Below are 26,399 nucleotides of genomic sequence, written 5' to 3'. Positions count from 1 at the left end.
AAGACCCCCATGACCTCGATCATCGTCCTGTCCGACACGCATATCGTGCCCGAGGGTGCCCTCGCCTACGGCCATTCCGACACCGCCGCCGCGCTGATGTCGGCGATCACCACGATCAACACCCGCCTGCCCGAGCTGGGGCCGGTCGCCGGCGTTCTGGTGACCGGCGATCTCACCGATCACGGCACCGAGGACGAGTACCGCCGCTTCGCCACGATCATGCAGCGGCTCGCCCTGCCCTGGTGGGCGATCCCCGGCAATCATGACCGTCGCGCGCCCATGCGGACGGTCTTTGCAGGCACCGACTGGCTTCCGGCCAGCGGTGAGGTGAACTGGCAGCGCAGCTTCGAGGATTGGGACCTGATCGCGCTCGATACCCTGCGCGAGGGTGCACACCACGGCGAGCTGGGTGAGGAAGGCCATGCCTTCCTCGATGCCGCGCTGACCCGCATCGGCAGCCGGCCCGCGCTGGTCGCGACGCATCACCCGTGGATGGCCTCGGGCATTGCGGCGATGGATGCCGACAACCTGCACGATGGTGCGGCAGTCCTGCGCCGGCTCGAAGCCCATCCGGGCCCGGTTCGCATGATTTCGGGTCACGTGCATCGCACGGCGAGCGCGCAGATCGGAGCCGTGCCCTGCCAGATCGTCCCGGCACCCTGTCACGCGGTGCATCTCGACCGCCGCGCCGATGCCGAGAATTGCCTCACGCTCGAGCCCGGCGCGCTGACCCTGATCAGCCATGCGGCCGACCAGGGCTTCACCTCGATGCAGATCCCGGTCGGGCACGTACCCGGGCCCTGGCCCTTCGGCGAGGTCTGAAAGCTTCGCGATCGGACCCGACGTCTCGACAAGCGAGGCGGAGACGCCTGGGCAACCATCACGGCGGAGAGCCACACGCGCCTCCGGCCCCTGAACAGGGCAGCCAAGATCACGGCGCGCTTGAGCCACTCGTCCCGGCACAAGCGCGCTTTGACCGGGATATTGCCCTGCTTTCCGCCGGGACTCCCGGCGCACCCCAAGTGCCTGGCGGCCTGGCGATTGACCGATCCCCGGCACCGCAAAATTGTCTCGGCTCCTCAAGGGATCCGCTGGCAGGCCGAACCTATACCCAGGCCCCGCCGAGCATGTGACACGCGATGCGCATGACGATGGACGCCAGCATCACGCATGGAGGGCGAAGCCCAAGGCAGCCCCGGTGATCGAAATCATCCAGGACAACACGACGGTCTCGGAGGCGCGCCGGACGTGCGACCCTGCACCGAACGAGGCACGGTCGACCGCGTCCGCCCGCATCTGGACCGCTAAGGACGGATGGTGATCGACTGCCCCACACGCGCGCTGCGGGGCTGGCACCTGTCGAAATCCGGCAGGACCACGACCGCCAGCGCCGTGCGACCGAGGGTGTTCGCCGGAGAATCCTGAGCCGAGAAGGGCGGCAAAAGACCGAAGCCAGACATCCACGCGCTTCCGCGGCACTCTTCATGTCACCGCGAAAGTTTGACCGGGATGGCCTCGTTCCCCAAGCTTGGAACCGAGTTGGATCACTTTCTGATCGAGCCCGAGCGATACGCTCGGAAGCTTTTGGACGACCGCCGCAGCGGAAAGTCATTCCCCCTCTTCCCGCGCGTCAATCAAATTTTTCTAAGCAACACAATAGCTTGCCGACAACCTCGACTGAGCGATGGCATGGTTGATCGCAGCGAGGGTCAAAGCCTTCGGTATTCGACGACCCGCGAGCGCGCCAGCGACAGCCGGACTCGGTCCGGGGCGAGCCGCGTCAGGCAGATGCGGCGCCCCATGGCGGGAAACAGCCATCGTCCATTGCCCAGCGGCGTCAACGCCACGTCTGTCGCACGCGGCCCCGCGCCCCACCGCAGGCGGGTCCCGCGGATGCCGAGCAGCGCACCGTCACCAATCCAGTGGCCATCGAGTTCGGGCGCTTCCGCCTCGCCGTTTCCGGCAGAGACCGGCAGAAGGCGCACCGGCTTGTGGAACATCTCTCCCACAATCGCGCCATCCGTGCAGCGCAACCGCATCATGGACTGCGGCGCGGCGCTCTCGACCCAGCCATCGGACGCGGCGAACAAGGCCTCCTCGGCGTCACGCACGGAAATCGCGCCGGGCTTCACTTCGGCCCAGAGATCGCCGCCCGGGGCCGCGTAGAGCCCCGGCGGTGCCCAGGTGCCCACCGCGTCGCGGCGCAGCCGCGTGCTGCGCATCCGCGCCCAGACGCGCGCCGCGATGCCGGTGGCATCGCCGTCGTCGCGGTTGCTCAGCACGACCAGCGCCCGCGCTTCACCCGGAGCGCAGAGAAACCCGGCGCGATAGCCCGGCTGTGCGCCGCCGTGCCCGGCCACCATCTCGCCGCCGATCTGCAAGAGCCGCAGCCCAAGGCCGTAGCTTGTCGCCTGTCCAGACGCCAATGGCAGCGGTCGGGACATCCGCGCAAACTCCGGGCGCGGCATAAGATCGGCGAGCCAGAGCGCCAGGTCTTCCGCCGAGCCCGAGAGCGAGCCCGCCGCAGACAGGTGCATGCCCTGTGCGCCGTGGCTCCAGCCGGTTTGGCCGACAACATGGCCTGGCACGAGGCCGGGCACCGGATCGCTCCAGTGCTCCGAGGCGTGCATCCCGAGGCCGAGCCGCCCTGCGCGTGCCGCGACCCATTCGGCAAAGACCACCCCGCGCCGCGCAAGGGCCGCCTCGAGCAGGCGGTAGCCGCCGTTGGAATAGGCGACCTCCGTGCCCGGCTCGGCGTTCAGCCGGTCAATCCCGGCGGACCAGGCCAGCAGCGCGGCCGCATCGGTCCGGTCGAGCGCGTGAAAGCCAAGCAGCGTCAGGCTTTCGCGCGTGTCCGGCAGGCCGCCCTGCATGGCAAGCGCCTGCGCGACGGTGACGGCGGCAGGAGCGGGCGCAAGCTCCGGCAGCGCCGCACCGAGCGGCATCTCGAGCGGCAGCACGCCGCTCTCGAGCAGACACGCGGCAAGCACATGCTTGGTGACCGATGCCCAGCGGAACACGCTGGTCCCGTCGAGCGCCGCCCCGCCGCACTCGGCCCGGCCACGGGCGGCCAGCAGTTGCAGCCTGCCCCGCTCGATGCCGAGCACAACCGCACCCGGCCCCTGTTCGTCCCAGCGCTCGAGCTCTTCCTCTGCCGCCGCCTGCGCCGCGGCCCAATCTGCGTCAAACATGCCGATAGCGCTTTTCCATCCAGAAGCCCCATAGGGTGCCGACCACGATCAGCAACGCGCCCCCCAGCGTGGTGAGCGTTGGTGCCTCGAGGAAGAAAACCGCTCCGATCAGCGCCGAATAGACCAGCCGCAGGTAGTCGAAGGGGGCCAGTGCCGTCGCCTCGCCGACGCGGAAGGCCAGGAAGTTGAGGCTCTGCCCCACGGTCGACAGCGTGCCGATGCAGAGAAGCAGCAGCCATTGCTCGAGCGTGGGCGCGACCCAGGACATCGCCGCCGGGATCGCGAGGATCGCACCGACGCCCACCGCCTGATAGGTGATCACCGTGCCCAGCTTCTCGCTCTGCGCCAGCTTGCGGACGATCACCATGATCATCGCCACCGCCGCCGCCGCAAGCAGGGCCAGCAAGGTGTATCCATCCACCTCTGCGCCGCGCGGATCGGTGATGATCACCACGCCCAGGAATCCGGCGATGATGCCGATCCATCGGTGCGCCCAGACAATCTCGTGCAGGATCACGATGGCGAAGATCGCCACGAAGAAGGACCGCGAAAAGCTGATCGCCACGGCATCGGCCAGCGGCAGGTGGACCATGGCCGTGAAGCCGGCGGTCATCGCCACGGACGACAGCCCCACCCGCGCCAGGTGCAGCCTGGGGCTGGTGGTGTGGAACGCGTCACGCGGATCGCGCAGGATCCGCGGCAGCATCGCCGCGGTCATCACGATCTGGCGAACAAACAGGATCTGAACTACCGGGATCGTCGAGCCGACGGTCTTGATGAGCGCGGTCATCACCGTCAGGACCAGCCCGGCCATGACCACCCAGACCGCGCCTTGCAGGTTGGCCGGCAGCGCCGCGATGCGCAGGCGGAAGCGTTCCGCAAAATCCTCGGCGAAGTTCACGAAAGGGTCTCAGATTGAGGCGGAACGGCCAGATTGCATCCAATAAAACATGCGTTCGGCATCCAAAAAGACTCCCAATCCGAAATATTGCGCCATCACGGGAGTCCTACGCCCGAATATTTCGACTTACAAGACGGATTGGATACAATTCAGGCCGTGATCAACCTGCGACGCGCCTTCGTCCTTGCGCCGCGCCGCCCGCTGGATACAAAAGACCGAAAACGGAGAGAGCGATGTCGACACGCGGCCAGCAGGTCATGCGCCATATCAGGGAGGGGATCGCCGAGGCGCGATATCCCGGCGGCAGCCGACTGAATGAAGTCGATCTTGCCGAGCGCATCGGCGTATCGCGAACCCCGGTACGCAATGCGCTCTCGGCGCTCGCGGCCGAGGGGCTGCTCGACTACACGCCCAACGCCGGCTACACGGTGCGACGCTTCACGGTCGAGGACATCGCGCGGATCTTCCGCGTGCGCACAGAACTCGAGGGACTGGCGGCGCGGCTTGCCGCCGAGAACGGGCTGTCTCCCGCCGCTGAGGCCGAACTTCGCGACCTGCTGGCGCAGACCGGGGCACTGGTGCGCGAGCGGCGCTGGGACGACGAGATCCGCGATGCGTTCCTGCCGATCAACCGCCGCTTCCACGACACCATCCGCGCGGCGGCACAGAACCCATTCCTTGCCGACTTGGTGCGCAGGGCCAACGAAGTGCCGCTGTTCAACCTGATCCGCTGGCGCTGGTTCGACGCTGACCTGCTGCGCCAGTCGCAGGACGAGCACCTCGAATTGTTCGATGCGCTGCTGGAGCGCCAGCCGGAGCGCGCCTATCGCATCCAGGCCGAACACACCTACCGCTCGGGCCGGCGGATGATCGACAACTGGTCGCGCACCGAAGACGAGATCCGCGCAGGCCACGCCGCCGGAACCCGCTGAACCAAGGCAGCCGCTGCCGCTGCCGCTGCGGCAAACTATGCCGGATCGGACTTGAATCTTTCCAAACAGTTGTTGGAAACTCGGCCCCGTATCGGGTGGACTTTTGCTGGCCACAGGCCGCAGCAGACAGGAGCCCCGATGAACAGCCCAAGCCCGGTCGCCCCCGTTTCCATGTCCGACTACGTCGCCCTGCCCGAGGCCAGCGGCGCGTCTCTCTCTGCCGACGGCACGCAGATGGCCTTTCTGTCGAACGAGAGCGGGCTGAACCAAATCTGGCTGTGCGACATGCAGGACGGCCGGCCTTCGGGGCCACCCCGGCAAATTACCGACCTGTCCGAGCGCGTGGTTTCCATCGCCTTTGCGCCCAAGGGGCGCGACCTGATCTACACCACCGATTGCGGGATGGACGAGCGCTACCAGATCTGGCTGATCCCAGGCGCAGAGGGCAGCCCGCGCCCGCTCACCACTGCCCGAGGGCGGGTGCACGTCTGGGGCTGCTGGTCCGCCGATGCCACGCGGATCGCCTTTGCCAGCAACGAACGCGACCCGCGGCTGATGGACATTCACGTGATGGACCTCGGGACGTTCGAGCGGCGCCGCGTCTGGCAAGGCGCGGGCCATGTCGAGCCTTTGGCCTTTGCCGGCGACGACCGCTTGCTGCTCCGGGACTGCCGGCGCTCGATGCGCGACCAGGATCTGCTCTGGCTCGCCCTCGGCACCGGCGTGGCGACGCCGGCCCTGCCGCACGCCGGCCCGGCGCAATACCTGTCGGTCAAGCTCGACCCGGACGCCTGCGGCGCGCTGGTTCTGACCGACCAAGGCAACGATGTGCCCCGGCTCTGTCACGCCGACTTCTCGGCGCAGACGCTCACACCGCTGCACGAAGCGCCGGGTTGGGAAATTGAGAAAGCCGTGCTTGCGCCCGACAAGACAAGCGCCGCCTGCGTGGTGAACCGCGAAGGTCTGCTGCGCATCGAACTGGTCGATCTGGCAACCGGCACGGCGACCGACCTGGGGGCGCCGGCTGGCGGCGTCATCGGCGGCCTGGCCTTTGCCCCCGAGACGCGCCAACTGATCCTCGATTTCTCCAGCCCTTCCGAGCCGACCGCACTCTGGGGCTGGTCCGCCGAGGACGGCTTTACCCGGCTCTTCGCCGCTGCCGACACCGGCCCCGTCACCAGCCATTGTGCGCCCGAGGTGCTGCGCTTCGACAGTTTCGACGGGCTCTCGGTGCCCTATTTCCTCTACACTCCCGCCGGCACCCCGCCCGAGACCGGCTGGCCAGTGCTGTTCCTGGTCCACGGCGGCCCGGAATCCCAGTGGAAGGCGCAGTTCCGCGCCGATATACCCCACCACCTGCAGAACGGCATCATGGTGGTCGCTCCGAACGTGCGCGGCTCGTCGGGCTATGGCCGGCGCTATTGCGCGGCGGACGATCTCGAAAAGCGTATGGACGCGGTGCAGGATCTCATCGCCCTGCGCGATCACATAGCGGCCCGTGAAGACACCGACGCCGCGCGCATCGCCGTCGCCGGGCAAAGCTACGGCGGCTTCATGACGCTCGCCGCGATGACCGAGGCGCCGGAAAAATGGTGCTGCGGCATCGACATCTACGGCATCTCGAACTTTCCGACGTTGATGATGACCACCGGCCCCTGGCGGCAGGTGCTGCGCGCCGCGGAATACGGCGACCCGGTGCAAGATGCCGAACTGCTCCGCCGCATCTCACCGATCGCCCGGATAGCGCGGATCACCGCGCCGCTGCTGATCGTCCACGCCACCGACGACCCGCGCGTTCCGATCGAACAGGGCGAGCAGGTGCTCTCGGCCCTGCGCGGGCTCGATCGCCCGGTCGACTACCTGCGCATCGAGCATGAGGGCCACGGGTTCTCGCGCCGCAGCAACAAGAGCCGCGTCTTCGAGACCATAGCCGCCTTCCTGGCGCGACACCTCTGATCCCGCAACGAAAACAAGCCCCGACAGGAGAGATCTCATGCAGTTCAGCCCCCTTCTTGCGGCCAGCGCGCTTGCGCTTGGCGCGGCGGCAGGCGCTCAGGCCGCGACACCTGACAGCGCCCTGGTCATGGCCTACAACATCGACGCGATTTCCAGCTTCGATCCGGCGCAGATCGCCGAAGTGGTGACCGACGAGATCATCATGAATGCCTGCGACGCACTGGTGGACTACGACCCCGAGAACGAGGCCGAGTTCGTCCCCAGCCTCGCCGAGAGCTGGGACGTCTCCGAAGACGGGCAGACCGTCACCTTCCACCTGCGCGACGGCATCGTCTATCCCGACGGCACGCCGGGCTCGGCCGGCGATCTTGTCTGGTCGATGAAGCGCGTGGTCGAGTTGGGCTTCGGCAACTCGGCCTCGCTGACCGAATATGGGTTCACACAGGACACGATCGACAGGCTGATCAGCGCTCCCGACGATCGGACCGTGGTGATGCAGCTCGACAAACCCTACCCGGTGAACCTCCTGCTGGCCTCGATCGCCGCCAACCGTGTCTCGGTCATGCTCAACCGCAGCGAAGTCGAGGCGCATGAGACCGACGGCGATCGCGGCAACGCCTACCTGCAGGACAAGAGCGCCTGCGTCGGCCCCTACAGCGTCGCGCAGTGGAACCCCAGCGAAAGCGTGCTGTTGCAGGCCAACGAGACCTACACCGGCCCGAACACGCCCAACCTGCCGCGCGTGCTGATCCGCCACGTCGCCGAACCCGGCACCCAGCGCCTGCTGCTCGAGAAGGGTGACGTTGATGTCGCGCGCAATCTTACCGCCGAGGATCTCGACGCGCTCGAGTCTCAGGACGGTGTCGACGTGGTGCGCACGCTTGTCCCCTCGCTGTTCTACATGGGCATGAATGTCACCAAGCCCCCGTTCGATGATCCCAAGGTGCGCCTCGCGATGCGCCATCTCATTGATTACCAGGGCTTGGCGGACTCCGTGATGAAAGGAGTCGGCGTGCCGCGCGCCTCCTTCGTGCAGCTTGGCGCCTTCGGAGCGCTGGACGAGAAAGAGGGGCAGCCCTTCAAGGTCGATGTCGAAAAGGCCAAGGCACTGCTGGCAGAGGCAGGCTTCCCCGAGGGCTTCGAAGTGTCGCTGATCATCGGCTCGCACCCCTACGGCAACCCGATCGCGCAGTCGGTACAGGAGACCGCCTCGAAGGCCGGCGTCACCTTCAAGATCGAGCGCATGGCCAATGCCCAGCTCTACGCCCGGAACCGCGCAAGGGATTTCGACGCGGCGCTGCTCGGCTTCAAGACCAATGTGCCCGACGCCAACGGCATGGCCTCGCGCTTGGTGATGAACCCGGACAATGCGCTCGAGGCGAAACTGACCCAGTACCCGGCATGGCGCTCGGGGTACCAGGACGAGGAGATGAACGCGCGCGTCGAGGCGGCGCTTTTCGAGCGTGACCCGGAGCTGCGCGCGCGGATGTACCACGCGTTGCAGCAGGACATCATGCAGCAGGGGCCGATGGCGTACATCATGCAGACGATGAGCGCCGCCGGAAAGCGCGACAGCCTGCACGACTGGACCTGGAACGGCTTCCGCATCTACTACGGCAAGGCCACCAAGTAATCCATTGATATCAATATCCTGCCGGGCCCGCTCAACCGCGGGCCCGGCGCAGTAAGAAGGGAAGGACTTGCCGTGACAGGCATCGAAAGCAACCCCGGCGCGACCTGGCAGAGCTTTGACAGCCCCGAGGCCGCGGGCTGGAACGGCGCGGGCGTTGCCCGCCTTCACGAGGTCCTCGCCTCGCAGAACTCCGATTGCCTGATGGTGGTGCAGGGCGGGCGCGTCGTGTTCACCCATGGCGACATCACCCACAAGTTTCTCTGCCACTCGATCCGCAAGAGCTTTCTTGCCGCAATGATCGGAGAGGACGTGGCGGCCGGGCGGATCGACCTGACCGCGACGATGCAAAGCCTTGGAATTGATGACCACGACCCGCTCAGCCGCGTCGAACGGCAGGCCACGGTCCACGACCTGCTGATGGCGCGCTCCGGCATCTACCACCCCGCGGGCTACGAGACCGAGTGGATGCAGCTCATCAAGGAAAAGCGCCACAGCCACGCGCCCGGCACCTTCTGGTGCTACAACAACTGGGATTTCAACGCGCTTGGAACGGTCTTTACCCAGTGCATCGGGCTTTCGGTCGCCGAGGCCTTTGCCACGCGGATCGCGGCGCCGCTCGGGATGCAGGACTTCTCGCTCGCGGGCGACCGCCCCGATGCCTGGACCGAGCCCTTCGAGGTTTCGCGCCACCCGGCCTACCCATTCCGCATGAGCAGCCGCGACCTGGCACGGTTCGGCCAGCTTTTCCTGCAGGCCGGGCGCTGGTCGGGACGGCGCGTGCTTCCAGAAGATTGGGCCGAGGAAAATCTGCTGCGCTATTCCGACGCGGGGCACCGCGGCGCCTATGGCTACTGCTGGTGGCTTGAGCGTGACGGCGTCTTTGTCCCCGGCGTGCGCACGCCGGCGGGATCCTACGCCGCGCAGGGCGCGGGCGGGCATTACTGCATGGTCATCCCCGAACTCGACATGGTCCTCGTGCATCGAGTCGACACCGAGCAGAAGGGCCGCGCGATCAGCAAGCACGAGTTCGGATACGTGCTGAAGGCGGTGCTCAGGGCCGCGCGCGGCTGACATCGCGGGCAGCCGCCCAGAGCCTACGCAGTCGCTCGGCGAGAGCCCCCCTTTTCGGGGGCTCTTTTCTTGACAGCTCCATGACAAAACTCACTCAATGGTTGCAGGATGTCCTCCGCCGCAAAGGTCGCGCCATGGAACTCAAACTGCTCGAGGATTTCGTCTGTCTCAGCGACGTCCGGAACTTCTCTCGCGCAGCCCAGATGCGCAATATCACGCAGTCGACCCTGTCCAAACGTATCCGCAGCCTCGAGCATTGGGTCGGCGCGCCGCTGATCGACCGGTCCAGCTATCCCGTACAGCTCACCACCGAGGGCAGAGTGATGATACGCCAGGCGCGCGACCTGGTGCAGCAGTTCACCAACCTGCGCTCCTGCATCCGCGGCGTGTCCGAGCAGCCGCGTGATCAGGTCAACATCCTGGCCATGCACACGCTCAGAGTGACATTCCTGCCGGACTGGAAGGTGGCGATCGAGGCCGAGATCGGCAAGTTCGCCGAGGCGCCGATCCCGGCCAACGCGGCCTATTGCGACACCATCCGCATGTTCAACAATGGCGAGAGCGACCTGTTGCTGACCTATGTGCATCCGGCGGTGACGATGGGACTCGACCCGCGTGATCTCGACCGGATCACCCTCGGAACCGAGCGCATCCTGCCGGTCAGCGCTCCGAATGCCGACGGTCGGCCGCTGCACAATCTCGACAGCGGCGACGTGGTGCGTTTCCTCAGCTACGGCACGCAGAGCTTCTTCGCCCAGGTCCTGGCGCCGCTGCTGCGCGAGAAGCTCGTGGCGATGAACGTCGTGGCCGCAAACGCGATGAGCGTCGGACTGCACTCGCTGGCGTTGGTCGGCGCGGGCCTCGCCTGGATCCCGGAAAGCCTGGTTGCCGAGGACCTGCGCAGCGGCCGGCTCGTGCTTGCGGGCAAGCAGGACTGGATCCTCGAGGCCGAGATCGCGATGTATCGCAAGAAGGGCAACCATCGTCCGATCGAGGGGCGCATCTGGGATGCCGCCGAGCGGCTTGCCGGTGCCTCTCTGCACCGGCAGCTCGCGAATGGCCCCGTAGCGCCTGCGCGATTCAGCGCGGCGCGGGATTAACCCGCGTCGGCCAATTCCGCGGCGCGGCTCTCAAGGAGTCCGCAGAGCCCCGTCAGGCTGGTTTGGTCGTCGATATCCGACAGCAGCGCCAGACCGGCATCGTCGAGCACCAGCCCGGCGTAGTCGAAGCAGTCACGCAGCTTGGCCACGCGGGTCGCCTCGTCGAGCGGGTCGTGCAAAGTGCCCCGCGCATGCGCCAGCGCGGCGCTGAAGCTGCGACCGTCCTTGAGGGTGATCTGCGCGCGGTGCGCCGGACGCAGCTGCGCAATTTCCTCGTCGAGCGGCATGACCTCCATCTCGATGCGCGGCAAGAGCGCGCGCACATGCGGTCGCGCCACCGCCTCGGGGCTGAAGTCCGACAGCGACAGCATGTCCTGGGTGAGCGCCAGCGCCACGCAATATTGCATCGAAAACCGCGCCTCCATCTGGGTCACCGGCTCGGGATAGGCAAGGTTGCGGTAGTTGGCGCGCCCGACGGTCAGCACCACCTTCTCGACCGCGTCGGCGGCAAATCCATGCTCGGCCCGCAGCGCCTGCACCATGTCGACCGAGTTGTGGGTCGACCCGCAGCAGGGGTGGATCTTGGGCATCAGGCCCTCGGTCTCGATCACATGCGGAGCGCCCGGCTCGGGCAGCGCCCAGACCGCGTCCTGGCCGCCGCTCATCAGCGCACCAAATCCCTGCGCCCGCTCGAGGATGTCGGCACGACCGTAGAGCCCTGCCGCCGCGAGCTGTGCCGCCTCGACGGCATTGCGGGCCGCCATCCCCGCGTGGAACGGCTTGGTCGGCGTGCCGAACTGGCCCTTCATGCCCGAGGCCATGCTCACCGCCAGCGACATGGCCTGGACAATGCCGTCGCGGTCCAGCCCGATCAGCGCCGCACAGCCTGCCGCGGCCCCGATGGTGCCAACAGTTGAGGTGCCGTGCCAGCCCGCCACGTAGTGCTCGGGCCGCACGCCGAGCCCGACCAGCGCCTGCGCCTCGAGACCGGTGAGATAGGCGCTGACCAGCTCGGCACCCGTGGCACCATTGCCCTGGCCAATCGCCAGCAGGGCCGGGACAAGCACCGCAGAGGCATGGCTCATGCCGGGGCCGAAGTTGTCGTCGAAATCGAGCGCATGACCCGCAGTCGCATTGATCATCGCCGCCTGCGGCGCGGCGGCGCTGCCGCCGCCGACCAGCGTGGCGGGGCCCGATGCCCGCGCCGCGCCGGTGCCACGCCGAACCGCAAGCGTGGCAATATCCCCCTGCCCGCCGACGATGCAGGCCAGAGTGTCGGCGATGGCGTGCTCGGCTGCGCGCCGGTTTGCCGCGGTCACGGGGGCGCCGCCCGCCGCCCGAGAGGCGATTGCTTCGAGAAGTGTTGTCATGGGAGTTCCGTCCTTGTCTGTCTCAGCCTGCCCGAACCACCGCCGGGGCGGAGGCGGCCAGGAAGTCACTCGTATAGGCCTCGGACACCGCGCCGTTGCGCAGCTGCTCGGGGGTCAGTTTCTCGAGGATCCGCCCGTCCTTCATGATCGCCACGCGGTCGCACATATGCGCAACCACCGCGATGTCGTGACTGACCATCAGGTAGGTCAGCCCGCGCTCGCGGCGCAGCCGGTTCAGGAGGTTGAGGATCTCTGCCTGCACCGACACGTCGAGCGCCGAGGTCGGCTCATCGAGGAGCACCAGTTCTGGTTCGACGATCAGCGCGCGCGCGATCGCGATGCGCTGCCGCTGCCCCCCCGACAGCTCGTGCGGAAAGCGGAAGCGGAAGCTCTGGTCGAGCCCGACGTCACTCAGGATCGTATCGATGCGCTCCTGCCTGCGGTCGAGCCCCATGATCTGCAGCGGCTCGATCAGCACGTTCTGCACCATCTTGCGCGGGTGCAGCGAGGCATAGGGATCCTGGAAGACCATCTGAACCTTTCGGAAGAACTCCTTGCTGCGGCGGCGCGGCAACTCGAACCCGTCGATCAGCAACGCGCCCTCGTAGTCGGGGTTCAGGCCTGCGACGGCGCGCAGGATCGTCGATTTGCCGCAGCCCGACTCGCCGATCAGCCCGTAGCTTTCGCCCTTGCCGATGCCGAAATTTGCCTGCTTGACCACCTCGACCCGCGAGGAGCCCTGCCCGAAGGCGATGCTCAGCTGCGAGACCTCGAGATTGGGTGTTGTCATGTCGCGTTCCTCTCTCAGGCGGCGGGCGCGTCGAGCCAGGCCGGGTCGCGCACCGGCACCGCAAGCTCGTCGCAGGGGTGATCGAGACGCGGCAGGCTGTCGAGCAGGCCGCGAGTGTAGGGGTGACGCGCCTGCCCGAGCGCGGCCGCGGGCAGGTTCTCGAGCACGCGGCCGCGGTACATCACCAGCACCCGGTCGCAGAAATCGGCGACGAGGTTGAGATCGTGGCTGATGAAGATGAGGCTCGCCCCGGCGCGGTCGACGAGCTCCTGCAGCACGGACAGCACCTGCCGCCGGACCGTCACGTCGAGCGCCGATGTCGGCTCGTCGGCGATGATAAGCTTGGGTTCGGCGATCAGCATCATGGCGATCATGATGCGCTGCCCCATACCGCCCGAAACCTCGTGCGGCAGCAGCTCGTAAACCCGCTCGGGGTCTCGGATATGTACGCTCTCGAGCATTGCCATGGCGCGGCTGCGCGCCTCGGAGCGGCCGACGCGGTGATGCATGCGGTAGGCCTCGGCGATCTGCTTGCCGACCTTCATCAGAGGGTTCAGCGAATACTTCGGGTCCTGCAGGATCATCGCGATGTCATTGCCGCGGATCCGCATCATCTGGCGCTCGCTGGCGCGCAGCAGGTCGATCCCACCGAATTGCATCCGCTCGGCGGTGATCTCCGCCGAAGGCGGAGAGAGGCGCATCAGGGCGCGTCCGGTCTGGCTTTTCCCCGATCCGGACTCGCCGACGATTCCCAGCTTTTCGGCACCGAGGTCGAAGGACACACCGCGAACAGCCTGCGTGACGCGGCCCTCGCTGCGGAAAGTGATGTTGAGGTCGCGCACGCTCAGGAGCGGGTCTTGGATCAATGCAGTCTCAGTCATGGCGCGGGTCCAGCACGTCGCGCAGGCCATCGCCTACGAGGTTAAAGGCAATCGAGGTCAGCAGGATCGCCATGCCGGGGGCAGCTGCGACAAAGCCGTTCGACAGGATGAACTGGCGCGCGGAGGACAGCATGGCACCCCATTCCGGGCTGGGCGGCTGTGCGCCGAGACCGAGAAAGCCAAGGCCCGCCGCCGAGAGGATGATCGACGCCATATTCAGCGTGACCCGCGCGATCACCGAGGGCAGGCACATCGGCACCACGTGCCGCGCGATGATCCGCAGTGCCGACGCGCCCTGCAGGCGTACCGCCGAAATGTAGTCCGAGCGGCGGATGATCAGCGTCTCGGCCCGTGCCAGCCGGGCGATCGGCGGCCATGCGGTGAGCGAGATGGCGATGATCGCGTTGTTGATGCCCGGCCCGAGCGCCGACACGAAGGCCAGCGCAAGAACCAGCGACGGGAAGGCAAGGAAGATCTCGGTGACGCGCATCATCACCGTATCGACCCAGCCGCCGAAATACCCCGAGACAGCCCCCACCAACAGCCCGATCGGCGCCGAGATCACCGCCGTCAGTCCGGCGATGTAAAGGGTGATGCGGGCGCCGTAGAGCAGCCGCGAGTAGATGTCCCGGCCAAGTTCGTCGGTGCCGAACCAATGCTCGCCCGAAGGCAGCGCCAGCCGATTGCCGAGGTCCTGCGCAAAGATGTCATGTGTCGCCAGCAGCGGCGCGAACAGCGCGGCCAGCGCGATCACCAGCAGGATCGCCAGGCCCAGCAGGGCAGAGCCGTTGCGCCGCAACTTTCGCCACATGCGCCAGCTCTGGTGCAGCCGCGCCTGCAGGGGCGAGGTCGGGTTGGGATCGCGCAGCCAGGTGCCCAGCGAGCCGGACCGCGGCGGAGAGGAGATGTCGGTCATGTCAGTTTGTCCTTTCCGCCTCAGCGGGTGCGCGGGTCGATGACGCGGTAGAGGATGTCGCAGAACAGGTTCAGCACGACGAAGATCACGCCGATCACCAGGGTGCAGCCCACCACCGAGTTCATGTCGCCCGAGAGCAGCGAGTTGGTCATGTAGCGGCCGAAGCCCGGCCAGGCGAAGACGGTCTCGGTCAGCACCGCCCCCTCCAGAAGAAAGGCGTAGGACAGCGTAACCACCGTGATCACTTGCACCGCCACGTTGCGGAAGACGTGGGTCCAGACGATGCGCCAGCGGCCGATGCCCTTGGCGCGGGCGGCGATCACGTATTCCTGCTCGAGCTGGTCGATCATGAAGGTGCGGGTCATGCGGCTGACATAGGCCAGCGCGCTCAGCGCAAGGATCAGCGCGGGCAGGATCAGGTGGCTCAGCACGTTGCCGAAGACGTCCCACTTTCCGGCCAGGGCCGAGTCGATCAGGAAAAAGCCGGTCACGGGCTGCAGGTCGAACTCGTAGATCATGTCGATGCGTCCCGGCCCACCGACGATGCCCAGCACCGAGTAGAACACCACAAGCCCCATCAGGCCGAGCCAGAAGTTCGGCGCCGAGTAGCCCAGCAGCGAGACGATCCGCGCCACATGGTCGATCGGCGAGTTGCGGTACACCGCGGCCACGACGCCGAGCGGCACGCCAATGCCGGTGCCGATGATCATCGCCAGCGTCGCAAGTTCCATTGTCGCCGGGAAGACCCGCGCGATCTCATCCGCAACCGGGCGCCCCGAGAGCAGCGAATTGCCGAAGTCGAAATGCAGGATGTTCCACAGGTAGTCGGCGAACTGGACCAGCAGGGGTTGATCCAACCCCATCTTTGCGGCCATCGCGTCATAGGCGTCCTGCGTGGCATTGTCGCCGAGCACCGCCAGCACCGGGTCGATGGGCAGCATGCGGCCGATCATGAACGTCAGCGCGGCGAGGCCCAGCAAGGTGACCAGTACCGAACCGAGCGTCTTGAGACCTCCGACCAGACGCGGCAGGACGATGGTCCTGCCGCGGCCGGTGGCGGAGAGCGACTTGGTCATCGTCCCCGTGTCCGCCATTACTTGCTCGCCATGCCGTAGTAGACCTGGAAGCCGTTCCACGTCCAATCCTTGAGCGTGTCACGCGCCGCGGCGACGAAATAGGTCTGGAACATCACGGCCATCTCGCCATTGTCCATCCAGTCCTTCTGGAGCTCGGCGTACATCTCCTTGCGCTTCTCGACGTCGGTTTCGACCGCGGCAGCGGTGACCAGCTCGTTCATCGTCTCGTCATAGAAGGACGCGCGCCAGGACGGGAATTGCGTGGCCTTGGCCTCGTCGCTGTTGTCCGGGTTGAACACGAGCCGCGAGGCGTTGCCATGCGCGTCTGGAACGCCGGTCTGCCAGGCCTTGATGCCGGTCTGGAAATCACGACCGCGGACCTTGGCAAAGAACTGCGCGTTGGCCATCTGCTCGATGTTGAAGGTCACGCCGATCTTCGCGGCATTCTGTTGCACGTGCTGGCCCAGCGGCGCCGACCAGGGCAGCGAGCCGACGTAGATGGTCGCTTCGAAGCCGTCGGGATATCCTGCCTCGGTCAGCAGAGCCTTGGCCTTGTCGAGATCGAGCGAGAACGGGGTGGCCTCTTCCTTGGGCAGCGCGCCAAGCGCACCGGACTGGGCGAAGCTTTGCCAGGGGGTTCCGAGGTATTGCATCACCGTGTCCCCCAGCGCGTCGTAGTCGATGAGGTATTTCATCGCCCGGCGCACCTTGGGATCGTCGAAGATCTCGTCGGCGGCATTGAAGGTCCAGAAGATCAGCTGCGGCTTCAGCGCCGAGGTGACGTAGACGCCGTCCTTGGCCTCGAGCTCGCGCAGGTCGTCCGGCGTCAGGTCGCGGGCGATGTCGACGTCGCCGTTCTCGACCATCAGGCGTTGCGTGCCGGTCTCGGCCACATGGCGGATGAACACGCGGCCGAGCTTCGGCTTCTCGCCCGCGTATGTCTCGTTGGCTTCGAGCACCACCGATTGCCCCTGGTTCCACTGCGCAAGGCTGTAGGGGCCATAGCAGGCGGTCTTGTCCTTGAGGTACGCGTTGCCGAGATCGCCGTCCTGCTCGTGCTCCATGATGAGCTTGCTGTCGAGCGTGCCGGCCACGCGGTTGGCGGCGATGGCCTGCATCAGAAGCGAGGTCGGGTAGACGTCGCCGAATTTCAGCACCAGCGTCGTGTCATCGGGCGCGGTGATGCGCTCGTCCATGTTCTCTTCGGTGAAGCCGTAATCCGTCAGTTGCGCCGCGTTGCCGTAGCCGAGCGAGATGACGCGCTTGAGGGACCACATGGTGTCCTGCGCGGTCACCGGATTTCCCGAGGGGAACACCGCTCCCGACTTCAGGTGGAAGGTGATCGTCTTGCCATCCTCGGCCACATCCCAGCTCTCGGCGAAGGCGGGTCGCACCTCGGCCTCGTCACTCGGCACGCGGGCGACCAACTCTTCGCAGGTGTTCTGCAGCAGCTCGTTGGTCACCACCTCGCCGACCTGGGCCGGGTCGAAGGTCGAGATCGAGTCGATGTTCCACGCCATGACGAGCGCGTTGGCCGGTGTCTCGGCGTTGACGGCAGGGACGGCCAAAGCAGTGGCAAGGGCCGCCGATGACAGGAGGCGTAAGTTACGTTTCATGGACCAAGTTTCCTTTCCTGTTGGGGATGGCCGGGTGTTCTTTGGCCCGAGCCACGGAGTGGCGACGCCTTGTGCCGGCGCCGCCAGAGTCACGCGCTCACTCGGCCGCGGGACGCGGCTTGAGCGGCGGAAGGACGTCTTTGGGGATCGGGCAGACGTAGGGCTCGGCACCGAGCCGGTCACGGTGATCCTTCTTGGCGCGGGCCAGCAGCGTCTCGTCGGAATAGAGCATGCGCGCGGTCGCCCCCATCACCTTGGCGGCGTAGACCATCCCCTTGTGCGCTGCGGGCGCCTTGCCCTGCGCGGTGATCTGCCAGCTGTGGCCGGGCGTGCCGATGGCATGCGTGGCGACGCGCGCCTGCACCGTCGGCACCGCCCAGGACACGTCGGCGACGTCGGTCGAGCCCATCATCTTCGTGCCGCGGTTCTCCATCGGCACGACGTAGTCGCAGAGCGGTTCGTCGCTGCGCGGCTTCAGCCCCACCGAGCGGTAGTTCGACGCGATGTCCTCGGCGCTGAGCGTGGCTTGGATCTCTGTGGCGTACTGGCGGTCCACGTCATCGAAGGGCACGCCACCGAGCCCGTCCATGGCCTTCTGCATGGCTTCCTCGAGCGGCGTGTTGCCCAGCATGTTCGAGACCGCCGACATCACCGAGATGCAGACCTCGGTGTCGGTCATCATCGCCGCGCCGCGCGCGATCTTCTGCACCCGCTCGTTGAGCGCGAACATGCCCGAAAGCGTGGTCGAGCGGATTGCGTAGCGGGTCTTGGCCTTGCCCTGCACGACATTGGGCGCGGTGCCGCCGGCATCGAGGTAGGCGTAGTGGATGCGGCTTTCCTGCGGAATGTGTTCACGCAGGTACTGCACGCCGACGTTCATCAATTCGGCAGCGTCGAGCGCCGAGCGGCCGAGATGCGGGGCGGCGGCGGCGTGGCTCGACCGTCCGGTGAACTCGAAGTCCATCCGCGTGTTGGCGAGGCTCTCGGCCTCGTCGACCTTGGTCATCGAGGCCGGATGCCAGGTGATCGCCGCGTCGACATCGTCGAAGGCCCCCTCGCGCACCATGAAGGCCTTGGCAGCGCCGCCCTCTTCCGCCGGACAGCCGTAGTAGCGCACCCGTCCGGGCAGGCCATTCTCGGCAAGCCAGTCCTTCAACGCGCAGGCGGCGAGCAGGGCCGCCGAGCCCAGAAGGTTGTGACCGCAGCCATGGCCGTTGCCACCGGGCACGATCGGGCGCGGCTCGGCGATATTCGCCTCCTGACTGAGACCGGGCAGCGCGTCATACTCGCCCAGAATGGCAATCACCGGGCCACCCTCGCCTGCCTCGCCCATGACCGCGGTCGGGATCCCCGCGATCTCTTCGGTCACCTTGAAGCCCTTGGCGCGCAGCACCTGCGTGTGCTCGGAACAGGATTCATATTCGGCATAGAGCGTCTCGGGCATTCCCCAGACACGGTCCGAAAGCTCTACGAGGTCATCCTGATGCGACTCAACGTGGGCCCAGATCGGTTCGGCATTCTGCATTGTAGCTTCCGCTTTCAGTTCTACTCTGATGAAAGCAGTCTCTGAGCAGCCGGTCGGACCTGTCCAATGACGAAGCGCGAAGATTTCATTCGCGTTTGGAATAAAGAAAGCCCGGCGCGTGCCGGATGGAATTTCCCGCATATAGAGAGGGCCTCTGGCGCCGCAGGGATCGGCAGGCGCGTCCGGATCGCGATCGCATGGAGGGTCGGCCGGTGCTACGCTGCGCCTAAGGATTAGGCGAAAGCGCTCGGTGCCAACCAGTCCTGTCCAGGGATGGCTCTCGAAAGATCGCCGAAGTTCACTCCTATGCGCCGCCGCGCCGCTCCCGCGTCCTGGCTCATGACCGAGCTGACGGTGTCAGTGGCCCACTGGGCGACCAGACTGAAATCGGAATGTGGGAGGCGTCGGGCCTGTCTGCCACCCGCGGCTCAACCGACGCGCTCTCCGTCACCAAAGTGTTCGAGGTCCGGAAGACTTCGCTCTGCAAGCCGATACCGGCGCCTGCGTCACCGGTCAGGCCGCAGGGGCACCCTAGGCAGCTCAGAAATTGAAACTGTCGATGTCGCGGATATAGGCCTCGAAGAAGTCGGTGAAGGTCCCGACCAGCGGCGGCAGTTTCTCGTAGGGCGGATAATAGAGCATGAGGTTGAGTGGCGGCAGTTGCCACTCGGGCAACACCACCTCGAGAGCGCCTGAGGCCAGCCCCTCCCGCACCAGGAAATCGGGCAGGTTGACCATGCCGTTGCCTGACAGCGCCATCTCGTAGAGGAATTCGCCATTGTTCGACGTGACATCGGTCCCGGCGCGCAGCGTCCGGCGCTGGCCGCCGCGGGTGAAGGTCCAGGTTTCGGCGGCGGCTCCATGCCCGTAGGACAGGCAGTGCTCGGGCCGCAGGTCGTCGGGAGCCTCCGGGCGCGGGATGCGATCGAAGAGCGCGGGCGAAGCGACCACCTGCCGCGGCACCTGGCAGATCCGCCGCCAGATCGTGGATTTGTCCGCCGGAGGGTCCGAGATGCGGATCGCAAGATCGCAGTTCGCCTCGAGGATGTCGATCAGCACATCGGTCAGATGAATATCGAGCGCAATGTGCGGATAGGCCAGCCGGAAACTCGCCACCAGACCCGGCATCAGCCGCATGCCAAACGACATCGGCGCGTTGATCGCCAGCCGTCCGCGGTCGGGCGTCGTGGTGCGCGTGACCTCCTCGGTCACCCTGTCGAACTCTTCGAGCACCGGGCGGTAGCGCGCCGCGACCATCGCCCCTGCCCCGGTGAGCGAGACCTGCCGCGTCGTGCGCAGCAGCAGTTGCTGGCCGAGGTCTTCCTCGAGCTGGGCAATGATCCTGGTGATCGAGGCCGGGGTCATCCGCAGGCTGCGGGCCGCGCCGGCGAAGCTGCCCTGCTCAACGACTTCCAGAAAGACGCGGATCGGTTTGATGGTCTGCATGACAGCAAATTGTTACGATCTATCGCAATAGTAAATGCCGCTTTGTTTCTATTCTTAAAAATTATCTCAGCGCCTACCTTGGATGCACCAGACACCCCTTGATGGAGATCGAGATGATCACGGACATCAAAGGGCTGCACCACGTCACTTCGATGGCGGCGGATGCGGCCGAGAACAACCGCTTCTTCACCGACACCCTCGGCCTGCGCCGGGTCAAGAAGACCGTCAACTTCGACGCGCCCGAGGTTTACCACCTCTACTACGGCGACGAGATCGGCACCCCCGGCTCGGTGATGACCTACTTCCCCTTCGGCCAGATGCCCCGCGGCCGCCGCGGCACCGGTGAGGTCGGCGTGACCGAGTTCGCCGTGCCCGAGGGCGCGCTCGGCTACTGGAAGGACCGGCTCGCCGCCAAGGGCGCGACCGGGCTGACCGAAAGCAGCTTCCTCGGCGAAACCCGGCTGGCGTTCGCCGGCCCCGATGGCGACGGCTTCGCGCTGGTGGAGAGTGCTGATCGCGGCCGCACCGCCTGGACCGGCGCCGGCGTGCCCGAAGAGGCCGGCATCCTCGGCTTTCACGGCGCCCGGATGCGGCTGCGCGACAGCGCCGCCACCGCCGAGCTGCTGACCTTCATGGGCTACCAGAAGGACGAGACCGACGGTGCCGTCACCCGCTACCGCATCGAGGGCGGCAATGCCGCCGACACCATCGACCTCGAGACCGTAGCCGGTGGTCAGACCGCGGCGCAGGGCGCAGGATCGGTGCATCACATCGCCTTTGCGGTCGAGGACCGCGCGGCGCAGCTGCGGGTGCGCGAGGCGCTGCTCGACACCGGCTACCAGGTGACCCCGGTGATCGACAGGGACTACTTCTGGGCGATCTACTTCCGCACCCCCGGCGGCGTGCTGTTCGAGATTGCCACCAACGAGCCCGGTTTCGACCGGGACGAGGACACCGCGAACCTCGGGCAGGCGCTGAAGCTGCCGAGCCGATACGAGCCATACCGCGGCCAGATCGAAGAGCTTCTGCCCGCAATCGGAGCCTGATCATGACGCAGACCCTGAGCTACCATGCCCGCACCCGTTCCCCCGATCCGGGCGCCCCGCTGATCTTCGCCTTTCATGGCACCGGCGGGGACGAGAACCAGTTCTTCGAGCTGGTGCGGCAGATCCACCCCGGCGCGGGCATCGTCTCGCCCCGAGGGGACGTCTCTGAAGGCGGCGCCGCACGCTTCTTCCGGCGCACCGGCGAGGGCGTCTACGACATGGACGACCTCGCCCGCCGGACCGAGCGGATGGCCGCGTTCGTCGCCGCGCACAAAGAAGCCAATCCGGGCGTTCCGGTCTATGGCTTCGGCTATTCCAACGGTGCCAACATCCTTGCCTCGGTGGTGATGGCGCATCCCGAACTCTTCGACCGGATCGGCTTGCTGCACCCGCTCGTTCCCTGGGAGCCCGCGCCTGTCGATCTCGGCGGGCGGCATGTGTTGATCACCGCCGGGCACCGCGATCCGATCTGCCCCTGGGGGCTGAGCGACAGGTTGGTTCGATGGTTCGGCGCGCAGGGTGCAGAGTTGCGGACCGAGACCCATGACGGTGGCCATGAAATCCGCCAGGGCGAGCTCTCGGCGCTGGCAGACTTGCTGACCGGCTGACCGCCGACCTCATCGCGCTGCCCCGGGCCTATGGCCGCTGTGCCTGTCGCGGGATCGCCGGGCTGGTGCGACGAGTTGGCCCTCCGGAGTCTCAACATCCTCGACGAATACCCTTGGCAGCAAAGACCGCCGACATCGCGCCGGAGCTGCCAAGGGAGAAAGGCTGCCGCGAACCTCGGCCGTGACATCGATCATATTCCCTGACGGCGCGCGTGCGGGATCAGCCGCTCCAGTCGCCGAGCGCCGAGCTCGGTCGGTTTCGAATGGCGAGTCCGGAACTCTGGAACAGAAGAATTGCGGAATTTCGGCGCGGTCGCCGTTGGGGCCGGAGGGCTCTGACACCGTGAAATCGGCTCCTGCCGGACTGAACACCATCTGTTAACGTGAAACTCTCTTAGCCTATCTGCATATTTCGGCCCCCGAAGGTCACCCGTGATCGGCGCAATGCCAAATTGCCGATGGCCGCTTCAGCGATCCAAGGGAGCCCTGTCCCTCATGTGCAAAATTCTGTATTGATTTAGTCAGGTATTGAGCATCGCTTGCGTTCGTGACACATAGGGCAACAATGGAGTCATATCTCCCCGTGCCTGCCAGCCTCCGGACCCCCGAGGGCAAGCCTTTCCAGCCAAAGTCAGGAGACCTTGTTTTGCGTATTCTCCGCATAACCCTGCCGCTTCTCGCGCTGCTGCCGCTGCCGCTCGCCGCCCAGGAGACCGGCGCCGCCGGCGTGCTCTCGCTCGAACTCAACGCCACCAAGAGCGTCGAGTCCGGATGCCAGCTGAGCTTCCTCATCCGCAACGGCCACGACACCGACATCGACGCGGCGGTCTACGAGACCGTGCTGCTGAACACCGAGGGGCAGGTCGATCGGCTGACGCTCTTCGACTTCGGCAGCCTGCCCGCGGGCCGTCCGCGCGTCCGGCAATTCGTTGTCCCGGGCACCGGATGCGACGGGCTTGGACAGATTCTCATCAATGGCGCCAACCGCTGCGAGGCGGGCGGCGCCGAGTCGGACCTCTGTACCAAGGGTCTTGAGCTGAAATCGCGCAGCGACGTGGAGGTGATCGGATGATCGACATGATCCTGGACGGCATTCGCCGCATCGCGGACCTTGGCGGGCCGGTGGTTCTGCTGCTCGTCGCCATCTCCCTGCTGACGCTGGCGGTGGTGCTCTACAAGTTCTGGCAATTCGCCGCCTCGGGCGTCGGACGTCATGCGGCGCTGCGCGAGGCCGTCAACGCCTGGGACCGCGGCGACCGCACCGGCGCGCGCGAGGCGCTGAACCGCTCGCGCTCCTACCTGCGCCCGGTGATCGACATGGCGATGTCCGGCCAGACCGACCCGGCACGGCTCGAAGCCGAGGCCGAGACCCGCTTCGCACGGCTTGAAAAGGGCTTCCGTCTGCTCGACTCGGTCTCGCAGCTGGCGCCGCTCCTGGGCCTTTTCGGCACGGTGCTCGGCATGATCTCGGCGTTCCAGTCCTTGCAGGACGCGGGCAGCCAGGTTGATCCGTCGATTCTCGCGGGCGGCATCTGGGTGGCGCTGCTGACCACCGCGGTCGGCCTCGTCGTCGCCATGCCGACGGCGGTGATCCTGAGCTGGTTCGAGGCGCGCATGGAATCCGAGCGCGTGCTGGCCGAGCGTGCCGTGCACACCATCCTGTCGCCCACCGGCACCTCCGCCGAGGCGCTTCGGCCCAAGGGTGCCGCGCGCCATGCGTAAGATCCGCCGGCGGCGGAAGCTGTCGATGACCTCGCTCATCGACGTGATCTTCCTGCTGCTGCTCTTCTTCATGCTGACCTCGACCTTCACGCGCTTTGCCGAGGTGGAGCTCGCCGCGGCCGGCTCCGGGGCCGCCGCCTCGGACACCCGCCCGCTGTTCCTGCAGCTCGGCGCCGAGACGGTTCGCCTCAACGGCACCGAGCTGACACTCGACGAGCTGCCCGCCAAGCTGGCGGAGACGCGCGGCGAGCCCGCCGCCGAAGACGCGCCGCAGCCGCTCATCGTGGCGCTGCGCGGCGAGGTCAGCGCGCAACGGCTGACGGATCTGCTGGTGACCCTGCGCGGCGTCAGCGGCTTCCGCGCCACGGTTCTTGGAGCCTCCTGATGCGCCGCAAGAAACAGAAAACCGAGCGCGAACCGACGATCGCGCTGATCAACATCGTCTTTCTGATGCTGGTCTTCTTCCTCGTCGCGGGCACCGTGGCGCGTCCGCTCGATCCGTCGCTGAACCTCGTGCACACCGCCGATCTCGAGGGCGCGGCGCCGGCCGACGCGCTGGTGATCGATGCCGACGGGTCGATGACCGTCCGCGGCCAAGCCATCGCCGCGCCCGAAGAATTCCTCGAGGTGCTGGGCGAGGAGGCGATGACGCTGGCCCGGCTGGTGCCCGACCGCGACCTGCCCGCCGCGAAACTGGTGGACATCGGCCGCGCCCTGCGCGCCGCCGGAGCCGAGAAGGTGATGATCGTCACCGAAAGGGGGCTGGAATGATTGCATCCTCGCGCAAGGTGAAGCTCGCCGCTGCGGTGCTGGCACTCTCGGCGCATGGCGGCGCGTTGCTGGCGGTGATGCCGCCCAAGATGCAGGCCGAGATGGAAGGCATGTCGGGCGGCAGCGACCTCGCGCTCGGCACCGATTTCGCCGACATGGCGATGGGCACGATGTCCGCCGATCCGGTCGAGGAAACCGCCGAGACGGTTGCGCCGGAGCAGCCGGAACCGGTGCCGCCGCAAGAGGTCCAGCAGGCGCAGCCGGTGCCCGTCACGCCGACGCAGCCCGAGCCGCTCGACCCGCAGATCGCCGCGCTGCCCGTCGTGCCGCCGCTGGAGGCCGAGCCGGTGGTGCCGGTGGCACCGGACGAAGAGGTGGTGCGCGAAGAGCCGCCAGAGACCCCCGAAACCGTGCAGCCCGAGCCAGAGACGCTCACCGCCGAGGCCACAGATCCCGAAGTGCTGAAGCCCGAGGAAGAGGCGCCCGAGGAGGTCACCGAAGCCGCGCCCGAGCAGTCGCCGCGTCCCAAGGAGCGTGCCCCCGAGATCGCGCAGCGCCCGAAGGAGCCCGAGCCGCAACCGCAGCCCAAGCCGACCCCCGAGCCGCGCCAGCAGGCAGCGCGTCCGCAGGGCAATGCCGAGCAGAACGCCGTCGCCGGGGCCGCCACCGGCCGCGCCGGTGGGGCCTCTGCCACCGCCGGCAACGGTGGCCGCGCACAGGAGGCGGGCAATGCCGCCGCAAGCAACTATCCGGGCCAGGTGATGCGCAAGCTCTCGCGCGTTCCGAAACCTCGGGTCAACGCCCGCGGCGCGACGGTCGTCGCCTTCCGGGTGTCCGGGAGCGGCGGCCTTGCGGGAGCCTCGGTGGCGCAGAGTTCCGGCTCGTCGGCCCTCGACCAGGCTGCCCTGCGGGTCGTGCGCAGCGCCGCGCCCTTCCCGCCGCCACCCGCTGGGGCCCAGACCAGCTTTACCATCCAGATCAAGGGACGCTGACGTCCGCCGTGGCGCCAAGGCGTCACGGCGCGGCACCCGCTAAAGCGCGATTAGGCCCCGCGCCATCGCCAGGGACAGCGCCTGCTCGGGGGCGGCAACGCCCAGCGTCCGGCAGGCGCTGCGCAAGGTCCAAGCCACCTCTTTCTCGGTCATGGTGAAGCGCTCGGCCAGCTCGTGCAATTCCAGCCCAAGCGCGAGATAGCTCAGCACGTCGCGCTCGCGGGCGCTCAGATGCGTCCAGGGCGACTCGCAAACCCATTCCTGCGTCGCCTGATCGCCGGGCGGCAGGATGGCATCGCTCATCATCGCCGAGACCGCCCGGAAGGCGCGGTCGGTGCCCGGCCCGTAGAGATCAAGGGGGTCGTTCTCGCAGCCGAGGACAATCGACCGCTCCGTCGCGCCGAAGCCCCAGGTCTGCACAATGAAGTAGCGATAATCAAAGTCGATCAGGCATCGGTACATGTCCCGGCGCCGCGCCCCCGTCGCCGATGTCAGCTGGTTCCGGACGTCGAGAAACTGGTGAGGCGTTCCGGCCTTGCACCCGGCCAGCACCGCGTCGATTTCATAAAAGCGCGCCTGATGGTACTGCCGCAGCCATCTGATATCCATGGAACTGCGCAGCCACGCCAGCTCGCGCGTGTCGCGCATGATGGCCCCGCAGTTGACATCCTTCGCTCCGATCCGGCGGCCGATCGTCACCGCGGCATCCCATTTTTCCTGGGGTGTCCGTGCCTCGGCCAACGTGTCTGCGGTATCGATCAGGAGCTTCGCGTAACGAGTCGAACCCATGTCACCCACGTTTTGATTTGCGTATCCCACTACAATGGGAACACGGGTTTGCATCAAAGGCCAGCGC

24 protein-coding genes are annotated in these 26,399 nt (G+C 66.8%); 13 read left to right on the top strand and 11 right to left on the bottom strand.

What is annotated here, in order from left to right; all coding sequences use genetic code 11:
- Positions 1–9: 9 nt before the first annotated feature.
- Complete coding sequence (locus IQ782_RS14010) at positions 10–822, top strand: metallophosphoesterase (RefSeq protein ID WP_194135262.1); 813 nt, start codon at positions 10–12, stop codon at positions 820–822.
- A gap of 887 nt (positions 823–1,709) precedes the next feature.
- On the opposite strand, the gene IQ782_RS14005 is transcribed toward IQ782_RS14010, so the two are convergent.
- The gene (locus IQ782_RS14005; protein WP_194135261.1) at positions 1,710–3,191 is read right to left on the bottom strand and encodes a serine hydrolase domain-containing protein; all 1,482 of its coding nucleotides are present in this window, start codon (positions 3,189–3,191) and stop codon (positions 1,710–1,712) included.
- Positions 3,184–4,092 (bottom strand): EamA family transporter, encoded by a 909-nt coding sequence (locus tag IQ782_RS14000; protein WP_194135260.1) that lies wholly within the window; start codon positions 4,090–4,092, stop codon positions 3,184–3,186. Before IQ782_RS14000 ends, IQ782_RS14005 begins: the two co-directional genes overlap by 8 nt.
- 233 nt (positions 4,093–4,325) lie before the next feature.
- Between IQ782_RS14000 and IQ782_RS13995 the strand changes: the two genes are divergently transcribed.
- The 5 genes from IQ782_RS13995 to IQ782_RS13975 all read left to right on the top strand — a co-directional run bounded on the left by IQ782_RS13995 (position 4,326) and on the right by IQ782_RS13975 (position 10,784).
- Entirely contained in the window at positions 4,326–5,024 is a 699-nt protein-coding gene (locus tag IQ782_RS13995) for a GntR family transcriptional regulator (protein WP_194135259.1), read from the top strand.
- A gap of 138 nt (positions 5,025–5,162) precedes the next feature.
- On the top strand, positions 5,163–6,980 hold the full coding sequence (locus tag IQ782_RS13990; RefSeq protein ID WP_194135258.1) for an alpha/beta hydrolase family protein: 1,818 nt from the start codon (positions 5,163–5,165) through the stop codon (positions 6,978–6,980).
- Positions 6,981–7,017: 37 nt separating this feature from the next.
- A complete protein-coding gene (locus IQ782_RS13985) occupies positions 7,018–8,613 on the top strand; it encodes an ABC transporter substrate-binding protein (RefSeq protein WP_194135257.1) in 1,596 nt (531 codons plus the stop codon).
- A 72-nt stretch (positions 8,614–8,685) separates the two neighbouring features.
- On the top strand, positions 8,686–9,684 hold the full coding sequence (locus IQ782_RS13980; RefSeq protein WP_194135256.1) for a serine hydrolase: 999 nt from the start codon (positions 8,686–8,688) through the stop codon (positions 9,682–9,684).
- Positions 9,685–9,818: 134 nt separating this feature from the next.
- Positions 9,819–10,784, top strand: coding sequence for a LysR family transcriptional regulator (locus tag IQ782_RS13975; RefSeq protein WP_194135255.1), 966 nt, complete (start codon positions 9,819–9,821; stop codon positions 10,782–10,784).
- On the opposite strand, the gene IQ782_RS13970 is transcribed toward IQ782_RS13975, so the two are convergent.
- The 8 genes from IQ782_RS13970 to IQ782_RS13935 form a co-directional block, all read right to left on the bottom strand.
- The gene (locus IQ782_RS13970) at positions 10,781–12,154 is read right to left on the bottom strand and encodes an MmgE/PrpD family protein (protein WP_194135254.1); all 1,374 of its coding nucleotides are present in this window, start codon (positions 12,152–12,154) and stop codon (positions 10,781–10,783) included. The genes IQ782_RS13975 and IQ782_RS13970 overlap by 4 nt on opposite strands.
- A gap of 22 nt (positions 12,155–12,176) precedes the next feature.
- Positions 12,177–12,944: an ABC transporter ATP-binding protein gene (locus IQ782_RS13965; RefSeq protein WP_194135253.1), complete on the bottom strand. Its 768-nt coding sequence runs from the start codon at positions 12,942–12,944 to the stop codon at positions 12,177–12,179.
- A gap of 14 nt (positions 12,945–12,958) precedes the next feature.
- Positions 12,959–13,825, bottom strand: a complete 867-nt coding sequence (locus IQ782_RS13960; RefSeq protein ID WP_240989288.1) for an ABC transporter ATP-binding protein — start codon at positions 13,823–13,825, stop codon at positions 12,959–12,961.
- Positions 13,818–14,741: an ABC transporter permease gene (locus IQ782_RS13955; RefSeq protein ID WP_194135252.1), complete on the bottom strand. Its 924-nt coding sequence runs from the start codon at positions 14,739–14,741 to the stop codon at positions 13,818–13,820. The genes IQ782_RS13960 and IQ782_RS13955 overlap by 8 nt, the downstream gene beginning before the upstream one ends.
- A 20-nt stretch (positions 14,742–14,761) precedes the next feature.
- Positions 14,762–15,817 (bottom strand): ABC transporter permease, encoded by a 1,056-nt coding sequence (locus IQ782_RS13950; RefSeq protein WP_194135251.1) that lies wholly within the window; start codon positions 15,815–15,817, stop codon positions 14,762–14,764.
- A gap of 17 nt (positions 15,818–15,834) precedes the next feature.
- Positions 15,835–17,433, bottom strand: coding sequence for an ABC transporter substrate-binding protein (locus IQ782_RS13945; RefSeq protein WP_194135250.1), 1,599 nt, complete (start codon positions 17,431–17,433; stop codon positions 15,835–15,837).
- Between the two features lie 97 nt (positions 17,434–17,530).
- Complete coding sequence (locus IQ782_RS13940) at positions 17,531–18,958, bottom strand: amidohydrolase (RefSeq protein ID WP_194135249.1); 1,428 nt, start codon at positions 18,956–18,958, stop codon at positions 17,531–17,533.
- A gap of 540 nt (positions 18,959–19,498) precedes the next feature.
- Positions 19,499–20,404: a LysR family transcriptional regulator gene (locus IQ782_RS13935; RefSeq protein ID WP_194135248.1), complete on the bottom strand. Its 906-nt coding sequence runs from the start codon at positions 20,402–20,404 to the stop codon at positions 19,499–19,501.
- Between the two features lie 113 nt (positions 20,405–20,517).
- Here IQ782_RS13935 and IQ782_RS13930 point away from each other — a divergent pair, with 113 nt between their 5' ends.
- The 7 genes from IQ782_RS13930 (at position 20,518) to IQ782_RS13900 (ending at position 25,543) form a co-directional block, all read left to right on the top strand.
- On the top strand, positions 20,518–21,450 hold the full coding sequence (locus IQ782_RS13930) for a VOC family protein (RefSeq protein WP_194135247.1): 933 nt from the start codon (positions 20,518–20,520) through the stop codon (positions 21,448–21,450).
- A 2-nt stretch (positions 21,451–21,452) separates the two neighbouring features.
- A complete protein-coding gene (locus IQ782_RS13925) occupies positions 21,453–22,058 on the top strand; it encodes an alpha/beta hydrolase (RefSeq protein WP_194135246.1) in 606 nt (201 codons plus the stop codon).
- Between the two features lie 646 nt (positions 22,059–22,704).
- Positions 22,705–23,130, top strand: coding sequence for a hypothetical protein (locus IQ782_RS13920; protein ID WP_240989287.1), 426 nt, complete (start codon positions 22,705–22,707; stop codon positions 23,128–23,130).
- A complete protein-coding gene (locus IQ782_RS13915) occupies positions 23,127–23,780 on the top strand; it encodes a MotA/TolQ/ExbB proton channel family protein (RefSeq protein WP_194135245.1) in 654 nt (217 codons plus the stop codon). The genes IQ782_RS13920 and IQ782_RS13915 overlap by 4 nt, the downstream gene beginning before the upstream one ends.
- Positions 23,773–24,165 carry an ExbD/TolR family protein gene (locus IQ782_RS13910; protein ID WP_240989286.1) on the top strand — a complete coding sequence of 131 codons (393 nt, stop codon included), beginning with the start codon at positions 23,773–23,775 and terminating at the stop codon, positions 24,163–24,165. The genes IQ782_RS13915 and IQ782_RS13910 overlap by 8 nt, the downstream gene beginning before the upstream one ends.
- Entirely contained in the window at positions 24,165–24,551 is a 387-nt protein-coding gene (locus IQ782_RS13905; protein WP_194135244.1) for an ExbD/TolR family protein, read from the top strand. The genes IQ782_RS13910 and IQ782_RS13905 overlap by 1 nt, the downstream gene beginning before the upstream one ends.
- Positions 24,548–25,543, top strand: coding sequence for an energy transducer TonB family protein (locus IQ782_RS13900; protein ID WP_194135243.1), 996 nt, complete (start codon positions 24,548–24,550; stop codon positions 25,541–25,543). The genes IQ782_RS13905 and IQ782_RS13900 overlap by 4 nt, the downstream gene beginning before the upstream one ends.
- Before the next feature lie 39 nt (positions 25,544–25,582).
- Here IQ782_RS13900 and IQ782_RS13895 read toward each other — a convergent pair whose 3' ends face one another.
- Positions 25,583–26,341: a helix-turn-helix domain-containing protein gene (locus tag IQ782_RS13895; RefSeq protein ID WP_194135242.1), complete on the bottom strand. Its 759-nt coding sequence runs from the start codon at positions 26,339–26,341 to the stop codon at positions 25,583–25,585.
- Positions 26,342–26,399 lie beyond the last annotated feature (58 nt).

Origin of the sequence: Salipiger mangrovisoli, from assembly GCF_015223355.1 — a bacterium.
Lineage (GTDB): Bacteria > Pseudomonadota > Alphaproteobacteria > Rhodobacterales > Rhodobacteraceae > Salipiger > Salipiger mangrovisoli.
This window is presented reverse-complemented; position numbering and strand designations above follow the sequence as displayed.